Source organism: Labilithrix luteola (genome assembly GCF_001263205.1).
Lineage (GTDB): Bacteria > Myxococcota_A > Polyangia > Polyangiales > Polyangiaceae > Labilithrix > Labilithrix luteola.
Map to the genome: position 1 here is coordinate 7,647,664 of NZ_CP012333.1, position 23,874 is coordinate 7,671,537.

Consider the following 23,874-nt stretch of genomic DNA (forward strand, 5'->3'; position numbering starts at 1 on the left):
TACCAGGTCAAAATTTAAGTCAGGCTCTCGTCCATGAACGAAGTGGACGTGGTGGTCGTGGGCGCGGGGCCGACCGGGCTCATGCTGGCGATCGAACTCGTGCTGGCGGGGGCCAAGGTCGTGGTGCTCGAGCGCCTCTCGGCGATCGACGAGACCATCAAGGCTGGAACGATCGGCGCACTCGCCGGCGAAGCCCTGGAACGCCGCGGCTTCGAGCCCGCGATGAAGGCCGTGGAGAGCGCGATGCTCGAGGCGATGCTCAAGCACGTCGAGCAGACCGGTGCGCCGTCCAAGACGTTCATGGGCGGGCTGAAGAAGGTGGGCGGGCACTTTGCCGGCCTGTTCCTCATCGATCCCACCAAGCAGCGTGAGCCGGAGCGTCGCTTCCGCGGCGTCCAGCAGGCGGCTCTCGAGCACATCCTCGGCGCGCGAGCGAGCGCGCTCTTGATGGACGTCCGGCGCGGTGTCGAGCTCGAATCGTTCCACGACGACGGCGAGGGCATCGACATCGAAGCGCGCGGGCCGGAGGGCAGGTTCCACCTTCGATGCGCGTATCTCGTCGGGTGCGACGGCGGCCGAAGCCGCGTTCGCAAGCGGGCCGGGTTCGACTTCCCCGGCACCGATCCGACCATCACGGGGCACCAGGCCATCGTCGAGCTCGATCATCCAGAGAAGCTCTTGCCAATCGGCTGGCGTCGAATGCCGGCCGGCATGATGGCGTTCGGTCCCGTCCCTGGACGCATCTTCTTGACGGAGTTCGACGGACCGCCGGCCGACCGCGACGCGCCCGTGACCATCGAGGAGCTGCAGCGCAGCCTGCGCCGCGTGAGCGAGACCGACGTGACGATCCGCGCGATCATGAGCGCGACGCGCTTCACTGACAACGCGCGCCAGGCGACGACGTATCGCAAAGGTCGCGTTCTGCTCGCCGGCGACGCCGCGCACGTCCATTCGCCGTTCGGAGGGCAGGGGATCAATCTCAGCCTGCTGGACGCCGTCAACCTGGGGTGGAAGCTCGCCGCCACGCTGCAGGGAAGGGCCCCCGAAGGTCTGCTCGACACCTATACGAGCGAGCGGCATCCGGTCGCGGCGCGCGCCCTCGCCAACACGCGGGCGCAGGTGGCGCTCATGCGTCCCGACCCCCTCACCTCGGCCCTTCGCGACGTGGTGACCGACATCATGAACCTCGACGAGGGCAATCGCTTCTTCGGAGAGATGATGAGCGGCCTGGCGACGCGCTACGACGTGGGCGATGCGCACCCGCTTGCCGGCAAGTTCGTTGCCAATCGGAGCCTCACGCCGGAGCGCGATGGTCAATCGGGGCCCACGCTCTACGACGCGATGCAGGAGGGCAACGCCGTCCTGCTCGACACGGGCGATGGCTCGCTGTCCGAGGTCGTGCGGCCCTGGGCGTCGCGGGTGACGGCCGTCCGCGCGGAAGGGGATACGTCGATGCTCGTCCGCCCCGACGGCATCATCGCCTGGGCCTCTGCCGATGGAGGCCGGGACGGCCTACAGCCTGCGCTCGAGCGCTGGTTCGGCCCGCACGCGTGAGGTTGCCGCGCCGCATGGACGGCGCATGGCGGCTCGGGATACGGTCGACGCCATGAAAGTCGACGACCGCGTTGATCTCTCGAATCCCTGCCAACACGTAACGGAGGAGACGCCGCGCCACGTCCACCGGCCAACGAAGGGCTGCGAGGAGTGCCTCAAGATCGGCAGCGGTTGGGTTCACCTCCGCGTCTGCTTGACCTGCGGTCACGTCGGCTGTTGCGACGACTCGCCGAATCGCCACGCGACCGCGCACAATCGCGCTACGCATCACCCGATGATCACGTCGGGCGAGATCGGCGAAACCTGGGCTTACTGCTACCCCGACGACCAATTCCTGTCGGAGGGGTAAGCGCATGGGAAACGGACTTCCGTCTCTCGACGAGCTCGAGACGCGCCGCGCGCAGATGTTCCCGTCGCTCTCGCCTTCGCAAGTCGCGAAGGTCGCGACGTTCGGAACGGAGCAGCAGTTCAAGGCCGGGGACATCGTCTTCGAGCAGGGAGACACGAACGTCCCGTTCTTCGTCGTCGTCGAGGGAGCGATGGAGATCGTCCATCCCCACGGCATAGGCCTCGAAGATCACATCACGACGCACCACCCGCGCGAGTTCACCGGCGAGGTGACGCTCCTCACCGACCGCCGGAGCCTCGTCCGTGCCCGCGCCAACACGGACTTGCGCGTCATCCGCGTCGAGCAGTCGAAGCTCCGGGCGATCATCCAGACGGAAGCCGAGCTCAGCGAGCTCATCATGCGCGCCTTCATCCTCCGGCGCGTGGGCCTGCTGTCGACGGGCTACGGGGACATCGTGGTCATCGGCTCGCGTGACTCGGCGGCGACCCTGCGTTTGCAGGAGTTTCTCGTCCGCAACGGGCACCCCTGCAAGTACCTCGACGTCGATCGCGACGCGGACGTCCAGCAGCTGCTCGACCAGTTCCACGTCGGCGTGAAGGACATTCCGATCCTCATCTGTCGTGGTGACGTGGTCCTCCGCAATCCGACCGAAGCGGAGGTCGCCGAGTGCCTCGGCTTCAACGCGGCGGTGTCGATGGGCGTCGTGCGCGACGTCATCGTGTGCGGGGCCGGCCCGGGGGGACTCGCCGCCGCCGTCTACGGCGCCTCCGAAGGGCTCGACGTCCTCGTGATCGAAACGAGCTCGCCGGGCGGACAGGCCGCTTCGAGCTCGAAGATCGAGAACTACCTCGGCTTCCCCACCGGCGTTTCGGGCCAGGCCCTCACGGGGCGCGCCCTCACGCAGGCGGAGAAGTTCGGCGCCCAACTCGCCGTCGCGCGCGGCGCCGTTCGCCTTCATTGCGACGAGACTCCGATGCGCATCGAGCTTGCCAACGGCGAGTCCGTGCGTGCTCGCTCGATCGTCTTGGCCACGGGCGCGCAGTACAACAAGCTCGACGTTCCCGAGCTTCACCGCTTCGAGGGCGTGGGCATCTACTACGCCGCCACCTACGTCGAATCGCAGCGCTGCGGAGAGAACGAAGTCATCGTCGTCGGCGGAGGGAACTCGGCCGGCCAGGCGGCCACCTTCCTCGCGCGCTCGTGCACGCACGTGCACATGCTCATTCGCGGACCTGACCTCGCGGCGAGCATGTCGCGCTACTTGATCCGTCGCATCGAGGAGACGCCGAACATCACGCTTCGACGCCGGACGAAGATCATCGCGCTCGATGGCGACGAGCACCTCGAATACGTGACCTGGCGCGACGAAGCTACGGGGGAGGTGTCGAAACGCCCCATCCGTCACGTCTTCTCGATGGCCGGCGCGAGTCCCAACACGGAATGGCTGCGTGGCTGCGTGGCGATGGATCCGAAGGGCTTCGTCTACGCCGGCACCGACGTCACCCACGCGATGCTCGACGAGGCCAAGTGGCCCCTCGAGCGGCAGCCCATGCTCTTCGAGACGAGCCAGCCGCGCGTCTTCGCCGTCGGCGATGTACGGGCGAACAGCGTCAAACGCGTGGCCTCGGCCGTCGGTGAGGGCTCGGTGTGCATCCAGCTCGTGCACAAGGTCCTCGGCGAGTAGCAAAGCCGGGCGAGCGAGCACAGAAACGAGACAGCGCTCGTGATCGACGACCACGAGCGCTGTTCTTTTTGGTGATTCGCGATTCGGATCAGGCCGAGAGCGTCGCGGTGTCGATCACGAAGCGGTAGCGCACGTCGTTCTTGAGAACGCGCTCGTAGGCCTCGTTGATCTTCTGGGCCGGGATGACCTCGACGTCCGAGACGATCTTGTGCTCGGCGCAGAAGTCGAGCATCTCCTGCGTTTCGCGGATGCCGCCGATGCTCGACCCCGCGAAGCGATAGTTGCCTCCGATGAGCGCGAAGGGGTGCACGGAGAGGGCCTCGGGCGGCGCGCCGACGAGTGCGAGCGTGCCGTGCGGGCGGAGGAGCGAGAGGTAGCTGTTGATGTCGTGCGGCGCGGAGACCGTGTCGATGATGATGTCGAAGCTGCGCGCGAGCTTCGTGAAGGTCGCCGGATCCTTGGTGAGTGCGAACGCGTGCGCACCGAGGCGCGCCGCATCGGCCTCCTTGGAGGGCGACGTGCTGAGCATCGTCACGTTCGCGCCCATCGCGGCGGCGAGCTTGACGGCCATGTGGCCGAGGCCGCCGAGACCGACGACGCCGACGCGGTCGCCCTTCTTGCAGCCGAACTGACGGAGCGGCGAATACGTCGTGATGCCCGCGCAGAGGAGGGGAGCGGCGCCGGCCGGGTCGAGCGACTCGGGCACGCGCAAGACGAAGTCCTGCGTCGCCACGAGCTGCTGCGAGTAGCCGCCGTGGGTGGGCGTTTTGCGGTCCATCTCCGTGCTGTTGTAGGTGAACGCGCAGCCCTTCTCGCAGAACTGCTCGAAGCCCGCACGGCACGACTCGCACTCGCGGCACGAGTCGACCATGCAGCCGATGCCGACGCGATCGCCGGCCTTGAACTTGGTAACGTTGGAACCGACGCGCGCCACGCGGCCGATGACCTCGTGGCCGGGAACCATGGGGAACGTGGAGTTGCCCCACTCACCGCGCGCCTGGTGAATGTCGGAGTGACAGATGCCGCAATGGGAGACGTCGATGAGGACGTCGTCGTCGCGGAGCTCGCGGCGTTCGATCGAGAGCGGCGCAAGGGGCTTGTCTGCGGCCGTAGCGGCGTAAGCACGAGTCTGCATGGTCTTCTCCTGAAGCGCTCGGGGAGCCTTATGGACGTGGCAACTTCGCAGCCTGGGCTCCCCATGAAAAGCAGCAAAATCGACACACTCCATGAAGAAAATCTTCAGAGTCCGAACGGCCCCGTCCGGCATCGGAGACAGACTCATGGCTTCGCTCTGTGCCCAAGGTTGCGCTTGCTCGGCGCGTTCACGTGCACGCTGCGGCGTTGTTTCTTGCGGTGACACGCGGTTGCCACCAAGGTGTGCGGCTCGATGAGAGCGGCCGCCTCCGATACGCCTTCGTCTTCTTCGGAGGGCCCTACAGGGAGCGGCGCCGTACAGAAGGCCTCGCCGGAGGCCTCGCGCCAGAGCCTGATCGTCGCCGGCGCGCTCCTCGCGGTTTACGTGGTCTGGGGCTCGACCTACTACGCGATGCGGGTCGCCCTCGAGGACCTTCCCCCGTTCCTCATGGCCGGGCCGAGGTTCCTGTTCGCCGGCGGCGCGCTGATGCTCTGGCAGCGTTTCCGTGGCGCGCCGTTTCCGACTGCGCGTCAGTGGCTCGCGGCGACGGCGGTCGGCTTTCTGCTCCTCGTCTGTGGCAACGGCTTCGTGGCCATCGCCGAACGCTCGGTCGATACCGGCGTTGCGGCCACGGTGGTGGCGACGATGCCCCTCTGGGCGGCCGCCGTCGGTCTCTTCTGGGGCGAGAAGCCGTCGGCGCGTGAGTTCGTCGGCCTCGTCGCCGGATTCGCCGGCGTAGCGATCCTCAATCGGGGAGGCAACCTCTCGTTCTCGAGCACCGACGCCATCGCGCTCGTGATCGCCCCGATCACGTGGGCCTTCGGTTCGGTATGGAGCCGTCGCCTCCCCATGCCTGCCGGCACCATGGGGCCGGCTGCGCAGATGGTCTCCGGCGGCGTCATGATGATCGGCATCGCGCTCGTGCGTGGCGAGCACCCGCATGGGCCGCTCTCCGTATCCGGCATCCTCGCGCTCGCCTATCTCGTCACGTTCGGCTCGATGCTCGGCTTTTCGGCGTACGGCTACTTGCTGCGCACCACGCGACCGTCGATCGCGACGAGCTACGCCTACGTCAACCCGCTCGTGGCACTTGGCATCGGTGCGGTGCTTGCCGGCGAGCGCTTCACGATGACGAAGCTCGCGGCTTGTCTCCTGACCATCGTGGGCGTACTCGTCGTCAGCTATCGGAAGAGCGCGCGCCGCTGACGCGTTCGAGAGAACACAACTTCATGGTCGACGTTCGAATGTCCGCTCGAGTGTGCGCGCTCCTTTCGGTTGCCTCCCTGATTGCGTGCGGAGGTCCCGCGGCGGACGTGCCGCCTTCTTCGTCGCCCGCCGCGCCTTCGTCTACGGTGGAGGTCACGGCGCCGTCGTCTTCGGCATCCGTTGCGGAGCCCGTCGCCGATGCCGGCGTCGAGGCTGCCCGCCCGTCGAGCAAACCCGAGCCCTCGGCCGTGGCAGAGACGGAACAGAAGCTGGCCATTGGGCGTACGGCGCCGCGGCACCACGCGAAGGTGCTCGACGGCGCCCCGCGCCCCTCCAAGCTCGCGCCCGGCAACTACATGTGCCGGATCGATGCGATGTACAAGCTTCGGCCCTGCACGGTGACGCGAGACGAGCGTGGTTTCACCTGGCTCGAGACGCCCGATTCGCTGCTCGGCCTCAAGGGCGTGATCTACGACGAAGGCGGCGGACTCGTGTTCGACGGCACGACCGCCGAGGAGCGCCCGTTCGGCTGCTTCTCCTGCCAGGAGCACTGCACGACGGACCCGGCGAGCTGCGCTTGCGTCGAGCTCTTGCCGGACGCGAGCCGTGAATGCCTCGCGCGGCCCATCGTCGCGCGGCTCACGAAGAAGGGCTCGAGCTGGGTCGGAAGCCTCCCGTACAAGACGTACTACAACCATTACGAAGGCGAGGGCGCTGCTCGCCACGTGACGAGTTGGGACACCAAAGACCATACGTTCCTGGTCGAGGTTGCGCCCGCGCCGGCCGCGAAGAAGCCCGCTCGGCCCTGACGCGAGCGAATCTCTCACGCGCCGGTGGCGCGGAACCGGCATCCCTTCGAGGCGATGACGACGGAGGTCGCTCCCTCGATGCCGCAATCAGCGCTCTCGCCGCATCGGTCGGTCGGGCGCTTCTTCATCGCGCTCGTGCTCGCGCTCTTCGCGGTCGGGCTCTTCACGCCGATCGGCTCGAAGTGGTGGGCGAGCCTCGTCATCGGCTGGGATGCGTTCTCGATCACCTTCCTCCTCCTCAAGTGGAGGGTCATCGCTGGCTCTGACATCACCGAAACGCGCGCTAAGGCCGGCACGGAGGATCCGGGGGGCACCGCCGTCTTCGTCATCTCGCTCGTGGCGAGCCTCTTCAGCCTCTTCGCGGCGGCCTTCGTGCTCAGCCAGGTTCGACACCTGACGCACGTGCAGACGATCGTCTGGACGACGATGACGCTCCTCGGCGTCGTGTTCGCTTGGACCGTGGTGCACACGGCCTCCACGCTCCGCTACGCGCATCTCTACTACGAGGCGGAGCCCGAAGGAGGGCTCGACTTCCCCGCTCACGCCGACCCGGACGCGATGGACTTTGCCTACTTCGCGTTCACGATCGCCATGTGTTACCAGGTCTCCGACGTCGCGGTGACGTCGGCCCACGTACGCAAGGTGGTGCTTCTCCACTCGGTCGTGTCGTTCGTCTTCAACACGACGATCCTCGCGCTGGCGGTGAACCTCGTGATCAATTTCATGTCCTGACGTCAGGCGCGGGCGCGGCTCGCTGCGCTGCAGGCGGCGGCGAGCCCCTGGCGGAGCGCGCGGTCCCACGTGGCGATCTGGTTCTCCGCGAGATCGCCTTTGCGTGCGAGCTCGCCGCAGAGAGCGGCGGTGAATGCGTCGCCCGCCCCGCGCGGAAGAATCGTGTCGAGCGACTTTGGCGCGCACGTGAGCTCGCCGAATGGTCCGGTCACCCACGTGATGCCGCTCGGGTTGCTCGTGAGGAGGATGGCGTTCGGTCTGAGCTTCGAGCGGACCTCGTGGATCTCCATGCCGAGGACGGCGAGGTCTGCGGTGCTGAACCGAACGACGTCGGCTTCGCGAAGCACCATGTGCACGGCCCTCGGATCGCGTCCGGCCCAGACATGGAGCTTGGCGTTCACGTCGATGACCACCATCGTCCCCATTCGGCGGGCCGCGCGTGCGGACTTGCACAGCGCCGCGGCCCTCGACACGACGGGCGACAGACCGGAGAGGAGGAGCACCTCGGCCGACCAGTTCTCGGGGATGGCGAAGGCCTGGTCCTCGTCGCGGAAGTTGACGACCTGTCCGCTCGTGCCGTCGTAGAAGACGATGCTGTCTGTGGGGACGGCGAGGCTGACGCCGCCGACGTCGACGCCCAGAGACGCCACGCGTTCGAGGAGGAGACGGCCGAACGTGTCGTCAATGAGGGTGGTGGCGAGTCCGACTCGGCGTCCTTCCCTGGCAAGGGCTACGGCCGCGTTCACGGCGCCCCCGCCCGGTTGGAAGCGCATGGCGGCAGCCGTCGCCGCCGATGCGCTCGACGCGGTCGGGGCCGACGCGTTCCACAGCGCTTCGCCCGCGCAGATCACGTCGAAGCGATCGGGTTTGGATGCGTTCAGGAGTCCCCCAGCTTCCGCGCGCATGGCGCAATTTTATCGTCACCTCGGATCGACGTCACGTTCGGCCTCGGCTTGGCCCAACGCATCCCCCTCGGGGCATAATGTGGCCGTGCGGCTTTTTCATCTCGTCGCGGGCGTCGCGGTGGTCGGGGGGGTGGTGGGGGCACTCGGCGGTTGCATGCGAAGTCGCGGGGTTGGCGATGCACCCAACGCGTCGTCCGCCAGCTCCACGGTCGCCGCGCTGCCGGTCGCCGCAGCCGGTACGAGCGGACCTACCGGTCCGACGATCGCCAGTGCGTCGCCAGCGGCGACCGCCGATCCGTCGCCACCTGCGCCGGCCCCACCACGCCTCGAGTTGCCGCGCGGTGGTCGAGAGATCTTTCCGGACCATCGCCTCGTCGGATTCTGTGGAACGCCCGGTGCCCCCGCGCTCGGCAAACTCGCGGGCAAGCTCTCCGCGCGGGCCGCCGAGATCGACGGCTACGCCAAGAAGTACGCGCAAAACCGCAAGGTTCTGCCTCTCTTCGAGCTCATCGCCGTGGTCGTCCAGGGAGCTCCCGGGGCGGACGGCAAATACCGCCGCCGCGTGTCGGAAGCGGTGGTCGACGAGTACCTCGCGGCGGCGCGGGCCGCGAAGGCGCTACTGCTCCTCAACGTCCAGCCTGGCCACTCGGATTTCATGACCGAAGTAAAGTACTTCGAGAAGTACCTGCGCGAGCCGGACGTCGGAGTTGCGCTCGACCCTGAATGGGCGATGAAGCCCAAACAGAAGCCTGGGGTCTATTATGGCCAGACCACCGGAGCGACCGTGAACGAGGTCGCCGAATACCTGGCTGGCATCGTCAAAGAAAACGACCTGCCGGAGAAGGTGCTCGTTTTCCACCAGGTGAATTCGTATGTCCTGAAGGACGAGTCGGTCGTGAAGCCCGCGCCCGGGGTGGTCGTGATCAAGAGCGTCGATGGCCTCGGACCGAAGGGGCCGAAGATTGCCACCTACAATCACCTTTTGAAGAGCATGACCGTTGGAGTCCACGCCGGCTTCAAGCTGTTCTTCGAGGAAGACACGAGCAATGGCGGGCGTTTGATGACGCCGAAGGAAGTGCTCTCGCTCAAACCGGAGCCGGAGTACGTCATGTACGAATAGCGAGTACGGTGCGCGTCGGTGCGCGTCGGTGCCAGTGCTGGTCGAGCGATGGGCCGGTCATCGTTCGAGCCGGTCGACGTGCCAGTCCGGCCGACGGCCATTTGGAAATCAGCATCGTCGTACGGGACAGTTGGTTCGTGACGGCATAAGATCATCGTTCGATGACGGGAAATGGTCGCCCGGTGGGGTCGGGGAGCGACAAGGCCGTGCGGGATCTTCGTAGTGATCCCGCGATAGCCGTCGTTGCGCCGTGCGAGTTGAGCGGAGCGCTGCGCAGGGGGCGTGTTCTCGTCGTCGACGACGAGCCCATGATCGCCCAAGCGGTGCGCCGCCTGCTCTTGCCTGAACACGACGTCGAAGCTCCAGCGTCGGCCGCGCAGGCTCTCGCGATGCTCGCCGACGGCGCGCGCTTCGACGTCATCGTGCTCGACGTGATCATGCCCCGGCTCAGCGGGCCGGAGTTCTACGAGCGGCTCGTGCACGTCGACGCGGACCAAGCCAACCGTGTGGTGTTCGTGTCGGGCGGGGCGGTCGAGCCGAAGACCGTGGCCTTCCTCGCGTCGGTCGACAATCCGAAGCTCGACAAGCCTGTCTCGCTCGACGCCCTGCGCGACGTGGTCAACGGGTTCGTCGCGCGCGGCAACTCCGCACCAGCCAGCTGACCGAGCACCCTCGCGTCCTCGCCTGGCCGAGGGCGCTCAGCCGATTCGCGCGACGATGCGCGACCAGGTTTCGGGCGAAACCGCGCTCCGCGGGAGGACCGATTCGAACGGCGACTTCGCGTCTTCCGCGTGCACCTGGTGAACGCCGCTCGCGACGTCCGACAGGTCGATGTACTCGTCACCTTCGATCAGGTCTTCACCCTCGGCACGCGCGACGCGGGCGTTCTCCTCGTCGGAGAGAAGCTCGAGGATGGACTCGCGGATCAGGTTCTTGTTGATCGGATCGGTTCCCATGAGGCGCCCTGGTGCAATTCCCTTGCCCCATGGCACCTCGACTGCCTGCGCGCGCGGTCTCCGAGTGCCGAGGTCGGGCCTGCACGGGCAGCGGCGGAGGTACGATCGCGCGAGGCGGCACGCTCGGGACGATCTCGTATTCGCCCTCGAACACCTCGATGGTCGAGTCGGGAACGTCGTCTCGTTCGTCGGCCTGCTCCACGTCTCTCGGAACGGCTGCCGAGGCTCGACCTGAAGGAAGAATCGTCAGGCTTCGGGACGTCGGCCTTCGAGCCAATAGACGGAGCGGGGACCTCGCCGCACGACGAGAGCGCGCTCCGCCGCGAACGCGTCGACGGCGGCGCAAAGCTCCGCGTGTTTGTCGTCGTAGTCGTGACCGGCGAGGATGCCCTCGGGCTTCAAGCGGTCCATCCAGACGACGAGATCGTCGGTCACGCTCGGCCCGTCGTGACTCCCATCGAGGAACACGCGATCGACCGACGCCGGCTCGAAACGAGAGGCCGCGACGGTCGAGGGCTCGGCGAGGACCTCGACGGTGATGCCGAGGTCGGCCATGTTGCGTCGGAAGGTCGCCTGCACGTCTTCGACGGCGAGCGTTGCCGCGTAGCGCGCAGCAAGCATGTCGTTCGATCCGAGCCAGTGATCGATGCACACGAGGCGCGTGCCATTGGCGTTGCAGATGGCGCCGATGAACGACGTGCTACGGCCCTTCCACGAGCCAACCTCGACGAAGGTGCCGCCGCGCAGCCCGCGTGCGAACCGCGCGTACCAGCGACCCTCGTATTCGGAGAAGAATCCGTCGATGCCCTTCACAGGGCCTGAACTTAGCGGACGATGCTGACGCAGCCGAAGAGGACTTCGACCTTCGGCGCGTTCTGGCCGCCCTTCGACTGCGCGTTTTCGCAGGAGGTCGGGCAGAGCAGGACCTTCTTCGGGGCCGCCGGGTCGTCGTAGTACCAGCCATCGGCGCTGGCGCAGTCGGCGGCAGAGCTCACGCGCGGGGGCGTCACCGGGGCGCCCGTCCCGTCGTCCATGCGGACGTTGACGGAGTTGGGGTCGAGTGTGCCCCCGTCGGGCGCCGGAATGTCGAGCTCGCAGGCGACGCGCGACGTCGAGACGACCGATTGCGCGACGGCGTCGAAGAACGGCTTCCAGGCGGTAGCGGTGTCGCAGATCTTCGCGCGCACGCCGCCGGTCTTGGTCACGAGCGTGGTGTAGGTTGGGCCGGAAGACGCGGGCTTCGTCGTGCCGCCCGTATACGTGCACGTGACGCCGGGGTCGGTGGCCGAGCCCCAGCCATAGATCGCGTCGAAGGTGTAGCCGGCGAACTGGTTGCCGCGGGACGGATCGAGGATACCTGGCGGAAGCATCCTCGAGCTGGCGCTGGGGTTCGCTCCGCCGGGGAAGGTCTCGAAGTCCGTGGCCGAGAAGCGCGAGTTGTCATCGGTGACGACCACGATCGTCTTCGTGGCCCCTGCACGGAGCTCCTGGGACCACGGTTCGCTCCCATAGGAGTCGGTGGTCGTATAACCTTTGGTCTGGTCGAGCGTGCCGAGGAATTGCTCGAGCGGCTGGGTGCTCTTGACGTTCAGCGAGGCGTGGAAGAACGTCGGCGAGTTTCCGCAATTGGCGGTGCCGAGCGGGGGCGGGATGCAGACCGGATAGAGGCTGCTGGTGGCCGTCGCGCCCTTCTTAGAGAGCATGATGACCTTGTAGTCGATGCCCTTGCTCGCGATGAGGGTCGCGAAGTCGTTGAGGCCCGCCTGCACGGCGGCGACGGCCGGCGCCATGCTCGACGAGTTGTCGACGACCCAGATGATGTCGACCGGCAGGCGTTCGCGGGTTGCCTCGACGGCGGTGGCCGCGCAGGTCTCGAACGAGGAGTCCGTGTTGCCCGCGTCGAGCGGCGCGGCATCGGGGTCACCGAAGCCGCCGTTGCTCAGGTCGGGGTCGGGGCCATTGACCTCCGACTCACCCGTCTGGACGTTCGGGTCGTCGGGCATCGACCGATCGATCTTGGTGCCGCACGCGGTCGCCGCAGAGGCGAGCAGGGCAATGCACACGGCGGCGCTTGCGCCTCGCCGCCAGGCCGAGGGGCCCCAAACGGCGTTACGAACTGTGCTGGCAATCGCGGATCCGGTGGAGGCTGAAACAACGCGCATCGGCCCAATCCTCTTGCCCAGATCGTGTGACCTGCGGGTGACGAAGCTGCGGAGCTTCGGGAGCTTCTACGGAAACTCACCAAGGTCTACGACCGGGCGTGGCCGACTCTAGCATTGCAGTCCCTTTATGCTCGTGGTGTTCTGCTGAGCTGAGCCTTGGACCAGGCTTGGGACACGAATGAGATGTAGCGAGGGGGCGGGGGTTCACGGGGACCCACTTGACCCGCCCCGCACCCGCACCCGCCCCGCTCGCATCACGTCATCAAGCACCCTTCGGCGGAGGAGGCGGTTCGGACGGCATTTGCGGACGCGGTGTCTTCGCGTCGTGCGCCGCCTTCTTCTCGCTCTTCATGCGCACGTCTTGCTTCTTCATGCGCTGCTTGGCCTTCGGAGATTTGTCGCCCATGAGACACTTCCTTCGTTGGGGTTGAGTTCGCGGTCGTCCGACGACGTCAACGTCGAGCCGCGTGGTTGCTCGATCGTTAAGTCGTGCCTGACGTCTCGCACGTGAACCGTGGGCGATCGTGGGGGGCGTCGCAGAGGCTCGTCGTCTCGGGCGCTCTACTGCGGCGACCACTTGCATGGCCCGTGGACTTCGGGGCCCACGACAGGGCGAGGGCCCCGAAATCCACGGTCCTTTGCGCAAGTCTGTCGCGAACTCCGTTTGACTGAGCCATCAGCGCAACTGAGTTGCGCTGTAGTGCGGTACCGTGGAGCCGTGCTCCGTCGCTTCGTCTTCGTATTCAGCTTGATGGCTTCGCTGCTCGCGGGACGCACGTTCGCGAGCGCGGCCGACGACGCAGGCTTCGCAGAGCCCGGCGATCGCCCCGCTCGCGGCCCGGCGATCCGCGAACACGGCGGCCGTCGTTCGCGCGGCGCATCGACGGCGTCGGGCGCGATGATGATCGTGATCCTCGTCGGCGCGATGGGCTACTACGTGGTGAACCGGCTTCGCCGATGACGTTCTCGATGTCCGACGGCGGCCTCAAGATCCACGAGTTCACCAAGCCCTCGGGCGAGCTTGGTGGCGTGTTCCTGCGTTCGGATGGCGCGAACGTGGTGCTCGTCGACGACGAAGGGGAGCTCGCGCTTCCGAGCGGTGCCGTGGCGGCCGTGATGCAGCGCTTCGGCGGACCGCTCGAGGCCTCGGAGCGCGTCGTCGACGTCGGCGCGCTCACTCTCGACGACGGCGCTTCGCTGAGGCACGTGCGTCACCTCGCGCGCTACGACGTCATCGCGAAGGACTTCCTCGTCTACGAGACGAGCGACGCCGAGGCCCTCTGCGCGCTCGCGACCACCGTGGCCGGAGCGCTCGCCCACCTGGGGCGGGCCTTCAAGCGATCGCGGGGAGAACCCAGTTCTCCGTGAGCCAGTCGAGCGACGCCTCGTGGGCGCGAAGAGTCTTGTCGACCGTGCGAACGCGCGCGTCGTCGCCCTGGTTGCCGGCATAGGCCCGCGCGTAGAGAACCCAGTTCGAGAGCTCGTAGCGGTGGAGCAACGCGGCGAAGCGGTGCCCGTCGAACGAGGTGAGCGCGGCGTAGCCTTCCTCGGCCGTGCGGCAGGCGAAGAGCTTCGTGGTCGCGTCGACGAGGAGCTGCCGCAGATCTTCGAAGGCGCGATCGGGATCGTCGGCAATGCTCTGCAGCATGGCCTCGAAGTCCTCTTCGCTCATCCCCGCCGCGTCGGTCGCGTCGGCCATGGCCGGCACCTGCGTCTCGAGGAAGCTGGCGTCCGGCGAGTGGCCGAGGAGGCGGCCGACGAGGTACACGTCGAATGCGCTCGCGATCGCTTCGCCGAGGAAGAGCGAATCGACCGAAGGCTTCTCGCCCGTACCGCCGAACGCGCGCGCTGCGAGATGATGCCAAGCAGCGTGGCAGACCACGTCGGCATCGATCTCGTCTCTCGTGAGAATGTCTCCGCCGCTGTCCGCGCTCCAGAACGTGAGGTTCAGGAGCAGCGCGCGGTCCAGGCGCCCCTCGGAAGCCTCGGGCAGGACGCGGAACGGATACTTGGCGCGCGCGAGGACGTCCTTCAGATCGGCGTAGAGGCCGACGTGCCGGAACGACTTTTCGCCCTCGATCGTGAGCTGGTCGACGGTCCGAATCGTGAAGGTCGCACGCGGGTCTTTCGCCATCGCGCGCGACTCTACCTCGTTTCGACTTTGCCGTCGGCGTGCTTCGCGAAACGCCCTGCTTCCTTGGGGTGAACGGGGCCGTCGCTCGGCCACGGCCAGCCGCCGAACTGCGTGCGCCGGTAATCGGCGAAGGCTTCCTCGACCTGCGCGCGGGAGTTCATGACGAACGGCCCGTACTGGACCACCTGTTCGGAGATGGGCTTGCCCTGGAGCATCAAGAGCTCGACCTCGTCGTCTCCGGCTTCGAGCGGCACGTCGGCGTCGCTGACGACCTTCACCGCCGCACGCTGATCGAGCAGACCGTCGGCAATCGCGACCGACGAGCCGCGGAAGAAGTAGAGCGTGCGGTTCACGTCCTTCGGGCCGGCGGGCAGCGTCCACTTCGCGCCGGGCTCCATCTTGATGGTCCAGATCGCGACGTGGGCCTCCGGACGAGCCGCCCACGACTTCGGGGGCGGGGAAGGGGGCGTCATCCCATCGAAAGGCCCAGCCACAATCGCGAGCTCGGTCTTCTTGCCGCTTGCGTCCTCGAAGGTGCGCCGCGGGATGTCTTCGCCCCAAAGCATGGCGAAGTGCGGCTCGGCCATCTTGTCGGCGCTCGGAAGGTTGAGCCAGATCTGGAAGAGCTCGAGCGGATTCGGGGCCGCCGCGTTCACGAGCGGGAACATCTCGGAGTGCACGACGCCCGCGCCGGCGGTGAGCCATTGCACGTCGCCGTGGCCGAAGCGCGCGGTTGCTCCGAGCGAGTCCGAATGGTCGATGAAGCCGCGACGCACGACGGTCACGGTCTCGAAGCCGCGGTGAGGATGCTGCGGAAACCCAGGCACCACGTCGCCGTGGTACATGCGCCAGCCGTCTTTGCCCTCGAAATCCTGGCCGATGCGTCGGCCGGCAAGCGACGCGGCAGGGCCGAGCTTTTCGTTGCCGGCTGGATACGCGTCGTCGTGGTGGACGCAAAAGAGGAAGGGATCTTCCGTCTCCCAGGGGAACCCGAGCTGCCGGACGCTGAGCACGACGTCGTTCGCCATCCCCCTTCGATAGCATCGATTGCGATCTTCGGCGCGGGGCCCGGGCAAACGTGCGCGCGGTGCGCTTCGCCACATGCGCGACGCGTCGAAAACGGGGCAGGGGTCCGATGCTGCCGAGGCTCGTCGGTTGCAATGGTCGCGTTTCCATGAACCCGCTCATCTCGTCGCCGCGCGTGCCGGCCTGGGTGCGTCCGAGGCCCGTCGACACGCGCCGTGCGCTCGAGCGCCACGACGACAAGATCGCGCGCGTCGTGCGACAGCTTCGCGCCCACACGAGCGGCCGCCCGGTGTCCTTCCTCAAGAAGGCCGTTTCGCATCAGGTCCCGAAGAGGGACGACAAGCGCTACACCGACGACAAGATCGACCTGCGTGACCTCGACGAGATCATCGAGATCGATCCGCACGGCCGCACGTGCACGGCCGAACCCGGCGTCACCTTCACCGAGCTCGTTCGACGAACGTTGCCTTGGGGGCTCGTGCCCATCGTGGTGCCCGAGCTGCGGACGATCACCGTCGGCGGCGCCGTCTCCGGCTGTTCCCTCGAGTCGATGTCGTTCCGCTACGGCGGTTTCCACGACACCTGCGTGGAGTACGAAGTCATCACGGCGAAGGGTGACGTTCTGAAGTGCACTCCGGACAACGAGAACTGGCTCGTGTTCCAGATGATGCACGGGTCGTTCGGCACGCTCGGCGTGCTCTCGAAGCTGAAGTTCAAGCTCGTGCCCGCGAAGCCCTACGTGCGTATGACGTACGATCACTTCCGCTCGCTCTCGCAATACAAGGCCGCGATCCACCGGCACTTCGTGGCCAAGGACGTGGACTTCATGGACGGCATCATCCACTCGCCGACGCACTACGTGCTGAGCCTCGGCCGGTTCATCGACGAGGTGCCGTACACGAACCGCTACGACTGGATGAAGATCTACTTCAAGAGCACGGCGGAGCGACGCGAGGACTATTTGCGGACGCCGGACTACTTCTTCCGCTACGACAACGGCGTCACGAACGTTCATCCGAAGTCGGCGGTCGGGCGCCTCTTGTTCGGGCGATTCATGCACTCGAACGAGCTGCTGCGGCTGGCGTCGACGCTTCGCCACTTGCTCCCGGCGAACAAACCCGAAGTGACCGTCGACCTCTTCATCCCGTTCTCGAAGGTCGACGACTTCATGGGCTGGTACGAAAAGACGCTCGGCCACTATCCGCTCTGGTGCGTGCCCTACCGGCGCGTGCGCGACTACGAGTGGATCGCCGACGGCTACTTCCGAGGTCTGAAGGACGAGCTCTTCCTCGACATCGCCATCTACGGGATGAAGCAGCAGGGGGGCCGCAACCACTACAAGGAGCTCGAGGCGGAGCTTCTCGAGGTACAGGGGCTCAAGACCCTGATCTCGTACAACTACTACGACGAAGACGTCTTCTGGCGGATCTGGAACAAACCGAACTACGACGCCGTCAAACGCGTCGTCGACCCGGACAACGTATTCCGCGATCTCTACGTGAAGATGTGTCGCGTCTCGCGCGGCCTCGACAGCTAGCGCCGAGAGCGCGACCGTGACCGCGACGCTGACCGCGACCACGACGGGCGCGACGGTCTCCGACGGAGTAGACTCGATTGCGCCGTCATGCCGCTCACGCCCTTCCATCCGGCCGTTCGCCGTTGGTTCTCCGAGTCCGTCGGTGAGCCCACCCGTGCGCAGCGCGAGGGCTGGGCGAACATCCGCGAGGGGCGCCATACGCTGATCGCCGCGCCGACCGGCTCCGGCAAGACGCTCGCGGCGTTCCTCTCGGCCATCGATTCGCTGCTGTCGAGCGGGCCGCTGCCCGACGAGACGCGCGTGCTCTACGTCTCGCCGCTGAAGGCCCTCGCCAGCGACATCCAGAAGAACCTCGACAAGCCTCTCGAGGAGATCCGCCGGCTCGATCCGTCGCTGCCCGACGTCGAGGTCGTCGTGCGTACGGGCGACACGAACGCCAAGACGCGCGCCTCGACCTCGAAGAAGCCGCCCCACATCCTCGTCACCACGCCCGAGTCGCTCTACATCATGCTGACGAGCGACGGCGGGCGACGCGTGCTCTCCACCGTGCGGACGGTGATCATCGACGAGATCCATGCGCTCGCCCGCGACAAGCGTGGTTCGCATCTCGCGCTTTCGCTCGAGCGGCTCGTGGCGCTCGTCCAGAGCCCCTTCCAGCGCATCGGTCTGTCGGCGACCCAAAAGCCGCTCGAGGACATGGCGCGCTTTCTGGTCGGCAAGGATCGCCCGTGTGCGCTCGTCGACACCGGGCACCTCCGGACGATCGACCTCGCGATCGAAGTGCCGCCGTCGCCGCTCTCGGCCGTGTGCTCGCACGAGGTCTGGGAAGAGATCTACACGCGCGCGGCCGATCTCGTTCGCGAACATCGGACTACGCTTCTCTTCGTCAACACGCGCCGCATGGCCGAGCGCATCGCCGCACGCCTCGCGCCGCTTCTCGGTGAAGACGCCGTCACCTGCCACCACGGAAGCCTCTCTGCCGAACGACGTCTCGATGCCGAGACGCGCCTCAAGAAAGGTCAGCTTCGAGCGCTCGTGGCCACGGCGTCGCTCGAGCTCGGCATCGACATCGGCGACGTCGACCTCGTTCTCCAGTTCGGCGCCTCGCGTTCGATCGCCACCCTGCTCCAGCGCATCGGTCGCGCCGGTCACGGCGTGGGGCGCGTTCCGAAAGGACGCATTTTCCCGCTCACGCGCGACGAGCTCGTCGAAGCGCAGGCGCTGGTCGAAGCCGTCCGCGAGGGCATTCTCGATCGGACGCCCCAACCCGGCGCGCCGCTCGACATTCTCGCGCAGCAAGTGGTGGCCGCGTGCGTGACCGAGACGTGGAGCGAACGCGAGCTCTACGAGCGGCTCACGAAGGCGTGGCCGTACCGGGACGTGACGCGTGCCGAATTCGACGAGGTGGTGAAGCTCCACGCCCAGGGGCGGGCGGCGCTCTTGCACCGTGACGGCGTCGGAGGAAAGGTCCGCGCCACCAAGCGCGCGCGCCTGACGGCCATCACCGGTGGCGGTGCGATTCCCGACACCGCGGACTACCGCGTCTTGCTCGAGCCCGAGAGCACGTTCATCGGCACGCTCAACGAGGACTTCGCGATCGAGTCCGCCCAAGGCGACATCTTCCAGCTCGGCACCACGTCGTGGCGCATCCTCAAGGTGGAGCCCGGCATCGTGCGCGTGGCCGACGCGAATGGCGCGCCGCCCACCATTCCGTTCTGGCTCGGCGAAGCCCCGGCGCGAACGCAGGAGCTGTCCGATGCGATCGGTCGCGTCCGCGAACGCGTCGCTCTGGAGACGACGCCCAAGTCCCTCGTGCCCACCTCCACCGAAGAGGCCGTCGCGGTCCAGCTCCGCGAGTACATCGAGGCTGGGCGGAAGGGCCTCGGCGTGGTGCCCACGCAGAAGCACGTCGTCATCGAGCGCTTCTTCGACGAGAGCGGCGGCATGCAGGTGGTGCTGCACGCGCCCTTCGGCGGCCGCATCAACCGCGCGTGGGGCCTCACGCTGCGAAAGCGCTTCTGCCGAGGATTCGGCTTCGAGCTCCAGGCGGCGGCGAACGACGAGGCCATCGTCTTCTCGCTCGGGCTGCAGCACAGCTTCCCACTCGAAGAGGTCTTCGACTACCTGCATCCCAACACGGCGCGCGACCTGCTCGTGCAGGCGCTGCTCGATGCCCCGATGTTCGCGACGCGATGGCGCTGGAACGCTTCGCGCTCGCTCATGCTCGAGCGCGCCCGAGGCGGCAAGCGCGTTCCTCCCCAGCTTCTGCGCATGCGCGCAGAAGATCTCCTCGCCTCGAGCTTTCCTGCTGCCATCGCCTGTCCCGAGACGCTTCCGCCCGGCGACATCGACGTGCCGATGGACCACCCCATCGTTCGTCAGACCGTCGAAGACTGCCTCAACGAAGCGATGGACATCGAAGGCTTCCTCGACGTCCTCCGCGGCCTCCGCGACGGACGTATCGCCAGGCACGCCATCGACACGGTCGAGCCTTCCGTTTTCGCGCACGGCATCCTGGCGGCGCAGCCCTACACGTTCCTCGACGACGCTCCGCTCGAGGAGCGCCGCACGCAGGCCGTCATCACGCGTCGGACCTTCAACGCCGACAAGGCTGACGACCTCGGTGCGCTCGACCCCGAGGCGATCGCACGCGTGCGCGCCGAGGCGTGGCCCGAGCCGACGAACGCCGAAGAGGTGCACGAGGCCCTCGGTTGGATGGGTTACGTGACCCGCGAAGAGGCTGCTCCATGGCAGCCGTGGATCGACGAGCTGCGGGCCGCCGGTCGCGTAGTGCTCGAAGGCGATCGATGGTTCTCGGTCGAAGCCACGCGCGATCCGAAGGAGATCATGCGCGGCCGTCTCGAGGCCCTCGGCCCGATTTTCAGCGACGATCCGACGCTGCTCGCCCTCGAAGCGGAGGGCGTTGCCGTGCGTGGCCGCTTCGAGGGCCGAGCCGGGTGGTGCAGCCGTCGTCTGCTCGCACGCATTCATCGCTATACGCTCGATCGCCTGCGCAAGGAGATCGAACCCGTGTCGGCCGCGGAGTTCGTGCGCTTCCTCGCGGCGTTCCAGCACGTGGACGAAGAGCATCGTCTCGAAGGTCCGCGGGGTGTGGCCGAGGTGGTGCAGCAGCTCGCGGGCTTCGAAGTTCCGGCCGTGGCCTGGGAGCAGACCGTCCTTCCGCGACGCGTGCGCGGATACAAGCGTGAGTGGCTCGATCTGCTCACACTCTCGGGGGAGGTGGCGTGGGGCAGGCTCTGGGGCAGTGGAGCCACCGCGATTCGCACCACGCCGATGTGCCTCGTGCCGCGCGAGGACCTCGAGACGTGGACGCGCCTCGCTCAGCCTTACGACGCCGCGGGCCTCGACCCTCCTGCCGTACGTATTCGCGACGCGATCGCGATGCGCGGCGCCATGTTCCCCCACGAGATCACCCGAGCGACCGGGCTCCCCGCGAGCGAGATCGACGTTGGGCTAGCCGAGCTCGCGGCCACGGGCGCCGCCACGTGTGATGCCTTCGGCGCGCTCCGAGCGCTCGTGCTGCCGGCGGCGAAGAAGAAAATGGCCGGTGCAGCGGCCGGGCGCTGGAGCCTGTTGAGGCCAGCGTCCGACGCGGGCGTCACGACGGCTCAGTACTCCTCCGAGGCCCTCGAAGCCGTCGCCAGACAGCTTCTGCGGCGGACCGGCGTGGTCTTTCGAAAGACCACCGCGCGCGAGAAAATGCCGGTGATGTGGCGCGACCTCCTCCGTGTTTACCGCACCCTCGAGGCACGTGGAGAGATTCGCGGCGGTCGTTTCGTGGCGGGTTTCGACGGCGAGCAGTACGCGCTTCCCGAAGCGATTCCGCTCTTGCGATCGATTCGGCGGCGTGGCGTCTCGGCGCCGGTCGAGGTGTCGGCCGGAGACCCGCTGAACTTCCGCGGGATCCTCACGCCCGAACCCCGCGTCGCTCCGACCACACGTGGCGTCGTTCTGGTGGCGTGAGCGTGGACCGTAGCTAGCGTCGGCTTTGGTCGCCGGCACGGTCTCGTTTCGTGATCGCGCTCCATCGCGCTCGACCGCGACTGACGCGACGGTGCGCCACCTTGAACCGGAGCGCGGCCGTATCAAGCTTTCGAAGAACATGAGCCTAACCGGGCGATCCGCATTCCACCTGCTTGCGAAGCCGACCGGCGCCATCTGCAATTTGAATTGCCGCTATTGCTTCTTTCTCTCCAAAGAAGATCTCTATCCGGGCTCTTCCTTCCGAATGAGCGACGAGCTGCTCGAGACGTACCTCGCGCAGTATCTCGATTCGCAGATGGGGCCCGAGATCAACATCGCGTGGCAGGGCGGGGAGCCCACGCTGATGGGGCTCGACTTTTTCCGTCGTGCCGCCTCCCGCGCGAACGCGCTGAAGCGTCAGGGCACACGCGTTCTCCACACGATGCAGACCAACGGCGTGCTCCTCGACGACGAGTGGTGCACGTTCTTCGCCGAGAACGACTTCCTCGTGGGCCTCAGCATCGACGGGCCGCGCGAGATGCACGACGCCTATCGCGTCGACAAAGGTGACAAGCCCACGTTCGACAAAGTGATGCGCGGCCTCTCGCTTCTCCAGAAGCATCGCGTCGAAGTCAACGTGCTCACCACGGTTCACGCGGCCAACGCCGGGCACCCCGCGCAGGTCTATCGCTTCTTGCGCGACCAGGCGAACGCGCGCTTCATCCAATTCATTCCGATCGTCGAGCGCAAGAACACGACGGGCTTCCAGGAGGGCAGCGAGGTCACCGAGCGCTCGGTGACGGGCGCCCAGTTCGGCGCCTTTCTGAACGGCGTCTTCGACGAGTGGATCCTGCACGACGTGGGGACGGTATTCGTGCAGATGTTCGACGTCGCGCTCGCGGCGTGGGCCAAACAGCCAACCGGACTTTGCGTGTTCTCCGAGACGTGTGGAAATGCCCTGGCACTCGAGCACAACGGAGACTTGTATTCGTGCGATCACTTCGTCGAGCCGAAGCACCGCCTCGGCAACATCAAGAAGCGGCACATGGCGCTTCTCGCGAACGGTGATCAGCAGCGGAAGTTCGGTCGCCACAAGCTCGACTCGCTGCCCAAGCAGTGCCGCGAGTGCGACGTGCGCTTCGCCTGTCACGGCGGCTGTCCGAAAGATCGATTCATCGAGACGTCGGACGGCGAGCCTGGGCTCAACTACCTCTGCGACGGCTACAAGGCATTCTTCCGCCACGTCGACGGTCCGATGAAGGAGATGACCGAGCTCCTCACGCGCGGACGTCCTCCGGCCGAGGTCATGAGGGCGCGGCGAGCGACCCGACCCGACGATGTGCCGCCGTAATCGTGTCGCACGCACGAGGCATGTCGCATTGACTCGATTGGAGAGGGACTCACTCTCCCGGCGTGGCTGCATTTCATCGATTGGCCTCCGCCCCGCACAAGCGTCCGGCGGAACCGCGTGGCGCCGATCCCGTCACGCCGGGAGGGAGTGGCAGGTGCACGTGGCCTCCGCTGCCGAGCTCGCTTTCGCAGAAGCGGCCGGAGCGGAGCTGCGGCTGTGACCGGAGTCAGGCACGCTGGTGCCCGTGTCGTCGCTGACGCGCCGTCATGGAATGGGCGTGCCGCGCGAAGCGGCGAACCGTGTCCGATCATGCTCGAGGTCGAAGAAGCCGGTCTCGTAGAGCCTCTTGATCCGAACGAGCACGTGGGGCGTCGGTCGCCTCAGTTGCGAGAGCTTCGCCCAGAGTCCGTCGAACTGCATCGCCTGTTCGACGAACGACGCCGGATCCATCGCCGCGAGGACGTCCTTGCCGGCCGCCTGCAGCACGAGGCCTCGCACGCCTTCGGGCGCCACGAACGCTGCGCAGCGATCGCGTGAGTACGTTCGTACCAGGGAGACCGGGTTGCGCAGGAACGGCACGTGGACGATGTATGCGGTGAGCACGTCGGAGAGGAAGCGCGTGTGGCCCAGGCGGATCGCCCCGAGACCCCAACCGATGGCGAAGGACATCGCGTCGAGGTTCTTCCGCCATTCCGGATCGAAGAACTCCTCGGAGAGGAGGACGCACGAGGGGGAGCCCACGGCGGAGTAGACGGAGACCATCGCGTCGGCCGTGACGCTCACGTAGAGCTCGGGGCGTTCGTTCATCTCGAGGCGACGGCAGTGCTCGGCCACGATGGCGTGGAGCTCAGGGAATTGGTCGCCCGAGATCCGGACGGCGTTTCCACGCGCGGTAAAGAGTGAGAGATGCCTCGTGAGCGGGGCCAGGGGCAGGCCGATCATCGCCGCGATCACGAGGTACTTGAGGTGACCCACCAGCCTGCCGAGACCGGGATGGGCTTCGAGGACGTCCGCCGTGATGACGACCGTGAGGATGCCGAGCCCGAGCAGCACGAAGTTGAGGATGACGCATCCGACGTAGATTCGTCGTTCGAGCGGATGCCGTAGCATGTTGGCAAGCGCGTCGCGGCCACTGGCGCGCGATTCGGCTCCGGTCCGCAGTCGCGCGAATGTCCCGGTGCTCATGCGCGTGTTGCAAGCTCCGCATCTCGGACTGCTCCGTCAATGCGC

At 66.9% G+C, this 23,874-nt stretch carries 22 protein-coding genes; 13 read left to right on the plus strand and 9 right to left on the minus strand.

Annotated elements, in window-relative coordinates; genetic code table 11:
- The first annotated feature begins 33 nt into the window (after nt 1–33).
- From AKJ09_RS33250 to AKJ09_RS33260, 3 genes are read left to right on the plus strand one after another with little or no spacing between them, the layout of a single operon-like run.
- Nucleotides 34–1,554: an FAD-dependent monooxygenase gene (locus tag AKJ09_RS33250; RefSeq protein WP_146651875.1), complete on the plus strand. Its 1,521-nt coding sequence runs from the start codon at nt 34–36 to the stop codon at nt 1,552–1,554.
- A 52-nt stretch (nt 1,555–1,606) separates the two neighbouring features.
- Entirely contained in the window at nt 1,607–1,903 is a 297-nt protein-coding gene (locus AKJ09_RS33255; protein WP_146651876.1) for a UBP-type zinc finger domain-containing protein, read from the plus strand.
- Between the two features lie 4 nt (nt 1,904–1,907).
- Nucleotides 1,908–3,587, plus strand: coding sequence for an FAD-dependent oxidoreductase (locus AKJ09_RS33260; protein WP_146651877.1), 1,680 nt, complete (start codon nt 1,908–1,910; stop codon nt 3,585–3,587).
- Nucleotides 3,588–3,675: 88 nt separating this feature from the next.
- Here AKJ09_RS33260 and AKJ09_RS33265 read toward each other — a convergent pair whose 3' ends face one another.
- Nucleotides 3,676–4,722: an NAD(P)-dependent alcohol dehydrogenase gene (locus AKJ09_RS33265; RefSeq protein WP_146651878.1), complete on the minus strand. Its 1,047-nt coding sequence runs from the start codon at nt 4,720–4,722 to the stop codon at nt 3,676–3,678.
- A gap of 252 nt (nt 4,723–4,974) precedes the next feature.
- Here AKJ09_RS33265 and yedA point away from each other — a divergent pair, with 252 nt between their 5' ends.
- From yedA to AKJ09_RS33280, 3 genes are read left to right on the plus strand one after another with little or no spacing between them, the layout of a single operon-like run.
- A complete protein-coding gene (yedA, locus tag AKJ09_RS33270; RefSeq protein ID WP_146651879.1) occupies nt 4,975–5,928 on the plus strand; it encodes a drug/metabolite exporter YedA in 954 nt (317 codons plus the stop codon).
- Nucleotides 5,929–5,966: 38 nt separating this feature from the next.
- On the plus strand, nt 5,967–6,737 hold the full coding sequence (locus AKJ09_RS33275; RefSeq protein WP_146651880.1) for a hypothetical protein: 771 nt from the start codon (nt 5,967–5,969) through the stop codon (nt 6,735–6,737).
- Nucleotides 6,738–6,791: 54 nt separating this feature from the next.
- Complete coding sequence (locus AKJ09_RS33280; protein ID WP_146651881.1) at nt 6,792–7,469, plus strand: DUF1345 domain-containing protein; 678 nt, start codon at nt 6,792–6,794, stop codon at nt 7,467–7,469.
- A 2-nt stretch (nt 7,470–7,471) separates the two neighbouring features.
- Here the strand turns inward: AKJ09_RS33280 and AKJ09_RS33285 are convergent, their stop codons facing one another.
- Nucleotides 7,472–8,374: a PfkB family carbohydrate kinase gene (locus AKJ09_RS33285; RefSeq protein ID WP_146651882.1), complete on the minus strand. Its 903-nt coding sequence runs from the start codon at nt 8,372–8,374 to the stop codon at nt 7,472–7,474.
- 85 nt (nt 8,375–8,459) lie between these two features.
- On the opposite strand from AKJ09_RS33285, the gene AKJ09_RS33290 reads away from it, so the two are divergent.
- A complete protein-coding gene (locus AKJ09_RS33290; RefSeq protein ID WP_205633877.1) occupies nt 8,460–9,494 on the plus strand; it encodes a hypothetical protein in 1,035 nt (344 codons plus the stop codon).
- A 161-nt stretch (nt 9,495–9,655) separates the two neighbouring features.
- Nucleotides 9,656–10,156 (plus strand): response regulator, encoded by a 501-nt coding sequence (locus AKJ09_RS33295; protein WP_146651883.1) that lies wholly within the window; start codon nt 9,656–9,658, stop codon nt 10,154–10,156.
- Nucleotides 10,157–10,192: 36 nt separating this feature from the next.
- Here the strand turns inward: AKJ09_RS33295 and AKJ09_RS33300 are convergent, their stop codons facing one another.
- The 4 genes from AKJ09_RS33300 to AKJ09_RS53480 form a co-directional block, all read right to left on the minus strand.
- Nucleotides 10,193–10,450 (minus strand): hypothetical protein, encoded by a 258-nt coding sequence (locus tag AKJ09_RS33300; protein WP_146651884.1) that lies wholly within the window; start codon nt 10,448–10,450, stop codon nt 10,193–10,195.
- 246 nt (nt 10,451–10,696) lie between these two features.
- Nucleotides 10,697–11,263, minus strand: a complete 567-nt coding sequence (locus tag AKJ09_RS53470) for a class I SAM-dependent methyltransferase (protein WP_169928069.1) — start codon at nt 11,261–11,263, stop codon at nt 10,697–10,699.
- Between the two features lie 11 nt (nt 11,264–11,274).
- A complete protein-coding gene (locus AKJ09_RS53475) occupies nt 11,275–12,612 on the minus strand; it encodes a hypothetical protein (RefSeq protein WP_169928070.1) in 1,338 nt (445 codons plus the stop codon).
- 262 nt (nt 12,613–12,874) lie between these two features.
- Nucleotides 12,875–13,018, minus strand: a complete 144-nt coding sequence (locus tag AKJ09_RS53480; protein ID WP_169928071.1) for a hypothetical protein — start codon at nt 13,016–13,018, stop codon at nt 12,875–12,877.
- 312 nt (nt 13,019–13,330) lie between these two features.
- Here AKJ09_RS53480 and AKJ09_RS33310 point away from each other — a divergent pair, with 312 nt between their 5' ends.
- Nucleotides 13,331–13,573, plus strand: a complete 243-nt coding sequence (locus AKJ09_RS33310; RefSeq protein WP_146651886.1) for a hypothetical protein — start codon at nt 13,331–13,333, stop codon at nt 13,571–13,573.
- Nucleotides 13,570–13,980 (plus strand): hypothetical protein, encoded by a 411-nt coding sequence (locus AKJ09_RS33315; protein ID WP_146651887.1) that lies wholly within the window; start codon nt 13,570–13,572, stop codon nt 13,978–13,980. The genes AKJ09_RS33310 and AKJ09_RS33315 overlap by 4 nt, the downstream gene beginning before the upstream one ends.
- Here the strand turns inward: AKJ09_RS33315 and AKJ09_RS33320 are convergent.
- Nucleotides 13,946–14,746, minus strand: coding sequence for a hypothetical protein (locus tag AKJ09_RS33320; protein ID WP_146651888.1), 801 nt, complete (start codon nt 14,744–14,746; stop codon nt 13,946–13,948). The genes AKJ09_RS33315 and AKJ09_RS33320 overlap by 35 nt on opposite strands.
- An 11-nt stretch (nt 14,747–14,757) precedes the next feature.
- On the minus strand, nt 14,758–15,774 hold the full coding sequence (locus AKJ09_RS33325; protein ID WP_146651889.1) for a pirin family protein: 1,017 nt from the start codon (nt 15,772–15,774) through the stop codon (nt 14,758–14,760).
- A 146-nt stretch (nt 15,775–15,920) separates the two neighbouring features.
- On the opposite strand from AKJ09_RS33325, the gene AKJ09_RS33330 reads away from it, so the two are divergent.
- From AKJ09_RS33330 to AKJ09_RS33340, 3 genes are all read left to right on the plus strand, one after another.
- The gene (locus AKJ09_RS33330; RefSeq protein WP_146651890.1) at nt 15,921–17,309 is read left to right on the plus strand and encodes an FAD-binding oxidoreductase; all 1,389 of its coding nucleotides are present in this window, start codon (nt 15,921–15,923) and stop codon (nt 17,307–17,309) included.
- 87 nt (nt 17,310–17,396) lie between these two features.
- Nucleotides 17,397–21,293, plus strand: a complete 3,897-nt coding sequence (locus tag AKJ09_RS33335) for a DEAD/DEAH box helicase (RefSeq protein ID WP_146651891.1) — start codon at nt 17,397–17,399, stop codon at nt 21,291–21,293.
- Nucleotides 21,294–21,432: 139 nt separating this feature from the next.
- Nucleotides 21,433–22,644: an anaerobic sulfatase maturase gene (locus AKJ09_RS33340; RefSeq protein ID WP_146651892.1), complete on the plus strand. Its 1,212-nt coding sequence runs from the start codon at nt 21,433–21,435 to the stop codon at nt 22,642–22,644.
- A gap of 264 nt (nt 22,645–22,908) precedes the next feature.
- On the opposite strand, the gene AKJ09_RS33345 is transcribed toward AKJ09_RS33340, so the two are convergent.
- A complete protein-coding gene (locus AKJ09_RS33345) occupies nt 22,909–23,829 on the minus strand; it encodes a M48 family metalloprotease (RefSeq protein ID WP_146651893.1) in 921 nt (306 codons plus the stop codon).
- Nucleotides 23,830–23,874: the final 45 nt, after the last annotated feature.

What these genes read in the sequence shown, in the direction of transcription:
- AKJ09_RS33250 (WP_146651875.1), top strand. Translation starts at nt 34, where the DNA reads ATGAACGAAGTGGACGTGGTGGTCGTGGGCGCGGGGCCGACCGGGCTC.
- AKJ09_RS33255 (WP_146651876.1), top strand. Translation starts at nt 1,607, where the DNA reads ATGAAAGTCGACGACCGCGTTGATCTCTCGAATCCCTGCCAACACGTA.
- AKJ09_RS33260 (WP_146651877.1), top strand. Translation starts at nt 1,908, where the DNA reads ATGGGAAACGGACTTCCGTCTCTCGACGAGCTCGAGACGCGCCGCGCG.
- AKJ09_RS33265 (WP_146651878.1), bottom strand. Translation starts at nt 4,722, where the DNA reads ATGCAGACTCGTGCTTACGCCGCTACGGCCGCAGACAAGCCCCTTGCG.
- yedA (WP_146651879.1), top strand. Translation starts at nt 4,975, where the DNA reads ATGAGAGCGGCCGCCTCCGATACGCCTTCGTCTTCTTCGGAGGGCCCT.
- AKJ09_RS33275 (WP_146651880.1), top strand. Translation starts at nt 5,967, where the DNA reads ATGTCCGCTCGAGTGTGCGCGCTCCTTTCGGTTGCCTCCCTGATTGCG.
- AKJ09_RS33280 (WP_146651881.1), top strand. Translation starts at nt 6,792, where the DNA reads ATGACGACGGAGGTCGCTCCCTCGATGCCGCAATCAGCGCTCTCGCCG.
- AKJ09_RS33285 (WP_146651882.1), bottom strand. Translation starts at nt 8,374, where the DNA reads ATGCGCGCGGAAGCTGGGGGACTCCTGAACGCATCCAAACCCGATCGC.
- AKJ09_RS33295 (WP_146651883.1), top strand. Translation starts at nt 9,656, where the DNA reads ATGACGGGAAATGGTCGCCCGGTGGGGTCGGGGAGCGACAAGGCCGTG.
- AKJ09_RS33300 (WP_146651884.1), bottom strand. Translation starts at nt 10,450, where the DNA reads ATGGGAACCGATCCGATCAACAAGAACCTGATCCGCGAGTCCATCCTC.
- AKJ09_RS53475 (WP_169928070.1), bottom strand. Translation starts at nt 12,612, where the DNA reads ATGCGCGTTGTTTCAGCCTCCACCGGATCCGCGATTGCCAGCACAGTT.
- AKJ09_RS53480 (WP_169928071.1), bottom strand. Translation starts at nt 13,018, where the DNA reads ATGGGCGACAAATCTCCGAAGGCCAAGCAGCGCATGAAGAAGCAAGAC.
- AKJ09_RS33315 (WP_146651887.1), top strand. Translation starts at nt 13,570, where the DNA reads ATGACGTTCTCGATGTCCGACGGCGGCCTCAAGATCCACGAGTTCACC.
- AKJ09_RS33320 (WP_146651888.1), bottom strand. Translation starts at nt 14,746, where the DNA reads ATGGCGAAAGACCCGCGTGCGACCTTCACGATTCGGACCGTCGACCAG.
- AKJ09_RS33325 (WP_146651889.1), bottom strand. Translation starts at nt 15,774, where the DNA reads ATGGCGAACGACGTCGTGCTCAGCGTCCGGCAGCTCGGGTTCCCCTGG.
- AKJ09_RS33330 (WP_146651890.1), top strand. Translation starts at nt 15,921, where the DNA reads ATGAACCCGCTCATCTCGTCGCCGCGCGTGCCGGCCTGGGTGCGTCCG.
- AKJ09_RS33335 (WP_146651891.1), top strand. Translation starts at nt 17,397, where the DNA reads ATGCCGCTCACGCCCTTCCATCCGGCCGTTCGCCGTTGGTTCTCCGAG.
- AKJ09_RS33340 (WP_146651892.1), top strand. Translation starts at nt 21,433, where the DNA reads ATGAGCCTAACCGGGCGATCCGCATTCCACCTGCTTGCGAAGCCGACC.
- AKJ09_RS33345 (WP_146651893.1), bottom strand. Translation starts at nt 23,829, where the DNA reads ATGAGCACCGGGACATTCGCGCGACTGCGGACCGGAGCCGAATCGCGC.